Raw genomic sequence first — 6,196 nt, forward strand, 5'->3', positions numbered from 1 at the left:
ACGTAGAAGCCATACAGCACGTAGAACGACAAAACCGCAGTCAGATATCGCCCGGCAACGATTGAGCGAACCATGATTGCGGAAAGAAGGGCGGCGAGCCACGCGACCCCTAGCAGAAAGAACCAGCTCAAATACGGACCGAGCAGTTCGAAGAAGATCTCCGGAAATCCGCCGGCGAATTGAAAGCCACCCGTAATGTGCTCCGTCGTCCGAGGCTCGCCTATCGTCGCGGACATCAGGAACTGCGGCGTGGTGTTACGCCCCGCAACGATGGGGCGCTCGAACAAGGCATCGAAGGCATGGCGAGCATCCCAAACTCCGTTGACCAGAACGCGCTGGTAGGACGCCCATCCGATCTCCGACGGCTGCACGAGGGCGCGCTCTACAAACGCTCCCCGAGCGGCCTCGCCCTCGAACCCTCTGACCTTCGTCAAATTCCAATAGAGTGCGAACCCGATCATCGCGACCGTCACCGCCATGACGCCGGTGCCGGCGAGTATCATGCGCCGATCCGCGATGCGGGGCATCAAGCTGAACAAGCTTCCGGCTCCGGGGGATCGGGCCTGCACCAGCAAGGCGGCCGAGAACGGTATGACGAAGAATGCACAAGACCGGTAGAAGGGCGAGAATCGCCCGCCTACCAGAAACATGTAAAAGATGAGGGCGGCGAGCAAGCCGAGGAAACGGTAATCGTATCTCTGGCGTCGCAGCCGTTCCGCGGCGAACATCGTCCCCCACCAGAAGCAGATCATGTCGCCGCGCTCGATCACGAAGCGATGGAGGATGTTGGCCTGCTCGTTGAAGGTCCAACGTTCGATCTTGGCGAACAGTGGAATGACGCCGCCGTGGATCAGGGCGCCAAAAAGCAAAATCAAAAAGAGCACCGATGCGTAGAACGTGGCATCCGAGAGTGTCAGCTGGGCTCGGCTCGCCGTCAGTTCGGGCGTGGGAGCGGTGCGCGCCCAATCGTCCAGCGCGCGCGCATTGAAGACCCACAGAAAGGGAAGAAGCGTCAGGAAGTATGCGATCGATTGGAACACCGTCATGACGCCAGGACCAACGAACATCTGAAGCTGGGATGAAAAGACCGGCCCCGCAACGTCGATATACAACGACGAGACTGTCCGCCATGCGAAGGTAAATAGCAGAAAGGCGAGGCAGACGAAGATCGCCGGCCTGCGGAAGCCCAGCCAAACAATGAAGAGAAGTATGGACACTCCGGCGAGAAGGGCCATTGCAGTTCTATCTCACCCGGGCGGGTCGCTTCAGGAAGAAAGTCAAAAGGCCAATGAAGAGAACCATGCCTAGCCCCGCGAGGATGGCCCTTTGCACCAGATTGACCTCCCTCGGCCCCTGCGTCGCAGGAGAGTACCCATTCTGCAGACCCGTCATCCTCGCGGTGCGCTCGGTATAGGCCAGCAACGCGATGCGTGTATCGACATTGAGAAGGCCATCGACTGAACCGCCAGGGCTCGCCATCAGGATAGGGCCGGCAGGCGTTCCATCCGGCCGCGACGGCGTCACGTAGATGTCGCCCTTTCTGAGGGAATCGCTCAGGCGGCCCCTTGCATCTTGCAGACTAGCGCGGACCGAACGCAATAATTCCATTCTCGGCTCGAAACGCTTCTGATGGGCAGCCTGGATCGCAAGGACGGTTTGTTGAAGCAGGGTCAGCGCCTCCTCCTTGGAGGCGGAACTAGCCTCCAGGCGGATGGCGTTGTCGTCTATGACGATCCCCCGCAGGGAGGCGCCGGCAAACGCTCCGCGCGGATCGTTGAGCGCTTTCCGAGCATCGGCCAGAACATTGTCTTGAAACTGGCTCTCCCCGATCCTGACCACCAGATCACGGGCACTCTCGACGCGCTCGACGGGCGGCCCAGGCTGCCCGAGGATGCCTTCGACGCTAGGCATCGTACCGATCGCAACCGTCGCGGTCGCAGTCCAGGACTCCACCTTTCGGCCGACGCCCAGAGACCCCAGAGCAGCCAACAGCATCGCGCCGATCGCGAGCGAAAGAACCCAATGCCTCCGTACCATTCGGATAGCAAAAAGAACCGCAGCCTGCGGCGTACGCTCAACCATCGGCATGTACTCTCGTCCCCGAAAGGATATGAATGGGAATTCCAGAATGCGAATGGGGCGCACCCGAAGACATCATACTTGGCGATCTAGGGTTCATCAATCGCCCCTTACCCAAGCACTCTCCGCTCGGCAATGGTCGAGTTTGACGAGCGGCTTTGGACCCGGGCGATCCACGAAACGATGCAGGAGTTTTCCCTTGCTCGTTGCTTCCGGCCGCTGCTAAGCACATACCCTGCATCCGATCTAAACGCGCAGCGCGATTGTTCCTGCTGTGGTATGGGGCGCCGTCAGTAGCGTTGCTCCAGGGCTTGATCCGGCGCCGAGCGCGGCCGGGGGAAGGTTCCGTTGGTCGAGCAGCCGAGAGCATCGAGACGGAATTTGCACTGTTCACCTTCGACTGATACGCCTAGAGACAAGTTCTCATGCTGAGACAGGCCGTCATCCTCGTCGGTGGGCTCGGCACCCGCCTCGGCGAACGCACCAAATCCGTTCCGAAGCCGATGCTCGAGATCGGTGGCCGACCGTTTCTCGACACTCTGATCGATGAACTCGCCCGCTATCACGTCTTTGATGAAATCCTGTTGCTCGCCGGTCACAAGGCTGACATCGTCGAAAGCCATTATGCCGGCGCGGCGACAGGCCGGGCGAAGATCTTGGTGTCGCGCGAGACCGAGCCACTCGGTACCGGCGGTGCACTCGTGCATGCGCGGGAGGTGTTGCACGACCGTTTCCTCCTCCTCAACGGAGATTCACTGTTCGACTTCAACCTGCTCGATCTCATCGCCCGCGCGCGCGGCGGGCGCGTCCACATGGCATTGCGCGACGGCGTCGTCGGGGATCGCTATGGGCGCGTTGTCCTCGACGGTGACATTGTTCGTGACTTCATCGCCCCGGGTGCGGGTGCCACCGGGCCGGTCAATGCCGGCATCTACGTCGTCGACAAGACCGTTCTCCACGAGATCGAGACCCTCCCCGCCTCGCTCGAGCAGGATGTATTCCCCGGCCTTGTGAAGTCCGGCGCGCTGCGCGGCACTGCCTATCGCGGCTACTTCATCGACATCGGCATCCCCGATGATTTCGCGCGCGCCGACCGCGAATTGCGCGACAAGCTACGGCGGCCGGCGGTGTTTTTCGATCGGGACGGCGTGCTCAACCATGATTCAGGATACACCTTCGAGAGCCACAGGCTCGCATGGATCGAAGGCGCGCGCGAGGCCGTGAAAGCGGTCAACGACGCCGGCTACTTCGCTTTCGTCATCACCAACCAATCCGGCGTCGCACGCGGCTACTACGAGGAGCATCACGTGGTCGCGCTGCATCGCTGGATGGCGGACCAGATGGCGCTGATCGGTGCGCATATCGATGCATTCGAATATTGCCCCGATCACCCCGATGGAAGCGTCGCACGCTATTGCCGCGTCAGTGACCGACGCAAGCCGGCGCCGGGCATGATCACCGACCTTGCCCAGCGTTTTCCTGTCGACATGACGCGCAGCATGGTGATCGGAGACAAGCCGAGCGACATCGAGGCAGCCCGGGCCGCTGGTCTCCCCGGCCATTTGTTCGAGGGCGGCAATCTGGAGACGTACGTCAGAGAGCGCCTCATCCCTGCCGGGCATCCCTAGGCACACATCACGAAATCCGCTGCATCGCCCGGCATTTGGCACTATCAGGCTCTGCTCTGTTGCACGCAACCGCCAGTGTGCTATAGCGCCATCTTGTTGCGAACACTGGCTTAATCGCCTTTTGGGGGCCGGAATGGCAGATCTGAGGGACGCCCGCGTCCTCGTTACCGGCAGCGACGGCTTCATCGGTTCGCATGTCGTCGAGGAACTGGTGAAAGCCGGGGCTCGCGTCAAGGCGATCGTCTATTACAACTCCTTCAACTCCTGGGGCTGGCTGGACACGGTTCCCGCCGACATCATGAAGTCCGTGGAAGTCGTCGCCGGCGACATCCGTGATCCACATTTCATGATCCAGGCGGCCACCGGCTGCACCGACGTGCTGCATCTGGCGGCGCTGATCGCGATCCCCTTCTCCTACGTCGCGCCTGACTCCTATGTCGACACCAACGTGAAGGGCACCGTGAACGTGCTCCAGGCCGCGCGGATGGCCGGCGTGCGCCGCTTCGTGCAGACCTCGACAAGCGAGGTCTACGGCACGGCGCAGAGCGTCCCGATCAAGGAAAACCATCCGCTGGTCGGCCAATCGCCCTACTCGGCCTCGAAGATCGCATCGGATCAGATGGCGCTGTCCTTCCACGCCTCGTTCGACATGCCGGTGGTCGTGATCCGCCCTTTCAACACCTTCGGTCCGCGCCAGTCGGCACGCGCGGTGATTCCCACCATCATCAGCCAGATCGCGACCGGCAAGCGCAAGATCCGCCTCGGCGCCGTCAGCCCGACCCGCGACTTCTCCTTCGTTACCGACACTGCGCGCGGGCTCATCGCAGGCCTCACCGCGCCGCCCGAGCAATGCGTCGGCCAGACCATCAATCTCGGCAGCGGCTTCGAGATCTCGGTCGGTGCGACCGTCGAGATGATCGCCGACGTGATGGGCACGACGATCGAGATCGAGACCGACGAGGCGCGCCTGCGTCCCGCGAACAGCGAGGTCGAGCGGCTCTGGGCCGACAATTCCAGGGCACGCCAACAGCTTGGCTGGAGCCCTGAATTCGGCGGCGTCGAGGGCATGCGCCGCGGCATGGTGAGGACCGTCAGCTGGTTCACCGATCCGGCAAACCTCAACCGCTACAAGGCAGATGTCTACAATGTCTGAGGCGATGGACAGTGTCGTGACCAGTTCGGACTTCAAGCCCGAGACGATTGTCGATGCCGTGCGGCGCGCGGTGGGAACGCCGAACGGCGTTCTCGGCCTGCACGAACCGGTGTTCGCGGGAAAGGAGATTGCCTACCTGGAAGAGTGCATCAAGAGCACCTTCGTTTCCTCTGTCGGCCCCTTTGTCGATCGGTTCGAGCGCATGCTGGAGCAGGTCACCGGCGCAAAACGCGCAGTCGCTGTGGTCAATGGTACGGCCGCGTTGCATGCCTGCTTCAGGCTCGCCGGCGTCGAGCCGGGCGACGAGGTCATCTCGCCGGCGCTGACCTTCATCGCGACGACGAACGCGATCGCCTATTGCGGCGCTACTCCGCATTTCGTCGACAGCTCGCTTGCAACGCTCGGCATGGACCCGGCCGCCCTTGCGCTGCGCCTCGAGGCGATCGCAGAGCGGACCGCGAGAGGCACGATCAACCGCGAGACCGGACGCCGCATCGCGGCGATCTCGCCGATGCACACGTTCGGTCATCCCGTCGCGCTCGACGAGATCGCTGCAATCGCGCACGACTGGGGCATTGCGCTGGTGGAGGATGCCGCGGAATCGCTCGGCTCGACCTATAAGGGCCACGCCGTCGGATCGCGGGCGCGGCTCGCGGCGCTGAGCTTCAACGGCAACAAGATCGTCACCACGGGCGGCGGCGGCGCCATCCTCACCAATGACGAGGAACTGGGACGCCGCGCCAAGCATCTCACCACCACAGCGAAGCTGCCGCACAAATGGGCCTTCGTGCACGACGAGATCGGCTTCAACTACCGCCTGCCCAATCTGAACGCCGCGCTCGGCTGCGCGCAGCTCGAACAGCTCGACGGCTTCCTGGCGAGCAAGCGCCGGCTGGCGGCCGCCTATGAACGCGTCTTTGCGGACGTGCCCGGCGTGCGCTTCTCGTGCGAGCCCGAGGACACCACGAGCAATTACTGGCTGAACGCGGTCCTGCTCGCCGAGCCGTACGCCGAGCGGCGCGACGAGCTTGGCGACACGGCGCGCGCCATGGCGGTGTCGAGGTTGCCAGTGGGTTCGTCGGCCAGCAGGATCTTGGGTTCGCCCGCCAGTGCCCGGGCAATGGCCACGCGCTGCTGCTGGCCGCCGCTGAGCTGGTTGGGCAGGTGCCCAGCGCGGGCCTGCAGGCCCACACGTTCCAGCGCGCCCAGCGCCCGGCGCTTGCGCTCCGCCGCATTGAAGCCCCGGTAGCGCAGCGGCACCTCGATGTTGTCTTGCACCGAGAGGTCGGGGATCAGGTTGAAGCCCTGGAAGATGAAGCCGATCTTCTGGTTGCGC

Annotated in this window: 5 protein-coding genes and 1 pseudogene; 3 read left to right on the forward strand and 3 right to left on the reverse strand. The window is 63.0% G+C overall.

Annotation, left to right across the window (positions count from 1 at the left end):
* A partial coding sequence (locus JHD07_RS30075; RefSeq protein WP_291628745.1) for a DUF6418 domain-containing protein occupies positions 1–1,235 on the reverse strand: 1,235 nt, incomplete at its 3' end.
* A 7-nt stretch (positions 1,236–1,242) separates the two neighbouring features.
* The gene (locus JHD07_RS30080; protein WP_291628746.1) at positions 1,243–2,088 is read right to left on the reverse strand and encodes a hypothetical protein; all 846 of its coding nucleotides are present in this window, start codon (positions 2,086–2,088) and stop codon (positions 1,243–1,245) included.
* Positions 2,089–2,504: 416 nt separating this feature from the next.
* Between JHD07_RS30080 and JHD07_RS30085 the strand changes: the two genes are divergently transcribed.
* From JHD07_RS30085 to JHD07_RS30095, 3 genes and pseudogenes are all read left to right on the forward strand, one after another.
* Positions 2,505–3,707 (forward strand): HAD-IIIA family hydrolase, encoded by a 1,203-nt coding sequence (locus JHD07_RS30085; RefSeq protein ID WP_291628747.1) that lies wholly within the window; start codon positions 2,505–2,507, stop codon positions 3,705–3,707.
* 133 nt (positions 3,708–3,840) lie between these two features.
* Positions 3,841–4,860, forward strand: coding sequence for an NAD-dependent 4,6-dehydratase LegB (locus tag JHD07_RS30090; RefSeq protein WP_291628748.1), 1,020 nt, complete (start codon positions 3,841–3,843; stop codon positions 4,858–4,860).
* 4 nt (positions 4,861–4,864) lie between these two features.
* Positions 4,865–5,863: pseudogene (locus JHD07_RS30095) on the forward strand (LegC family aminotransferase); the annotation flags it as partial.
* Here the strand turns inward: JHD07_RS30095 and JHD07_RS30100 are convergent.
* The gene (locus JHD07_RS30100; RefSeq protein ID WP_291628750.1) at positions 5,833–6,138 is read right to left on the reverse strand and encodes an ATP-binding cassette domain-containing protein; all 306 of its coding nucleotides are present in this window, start codon (positions 6,136–6,138) and stop codon (positions 5,833–5,835) included. The pseudogene JHD07_RS30095 and the gene JHD07_RS30100 overlap by 31 nt on opposite strands.
* Positions 6,139–6,196 lie beyond the last annotated feature (58 nt).

The organism is Bradyrhizobium sp. (genome assembly GCF_016462955.1).
Classification (GTDB): Bacteria; Pseudomonadota; Alphaproteobacteria; order Rhizobiales; family Xanthobacteraceae; genus Bradyrhizobium.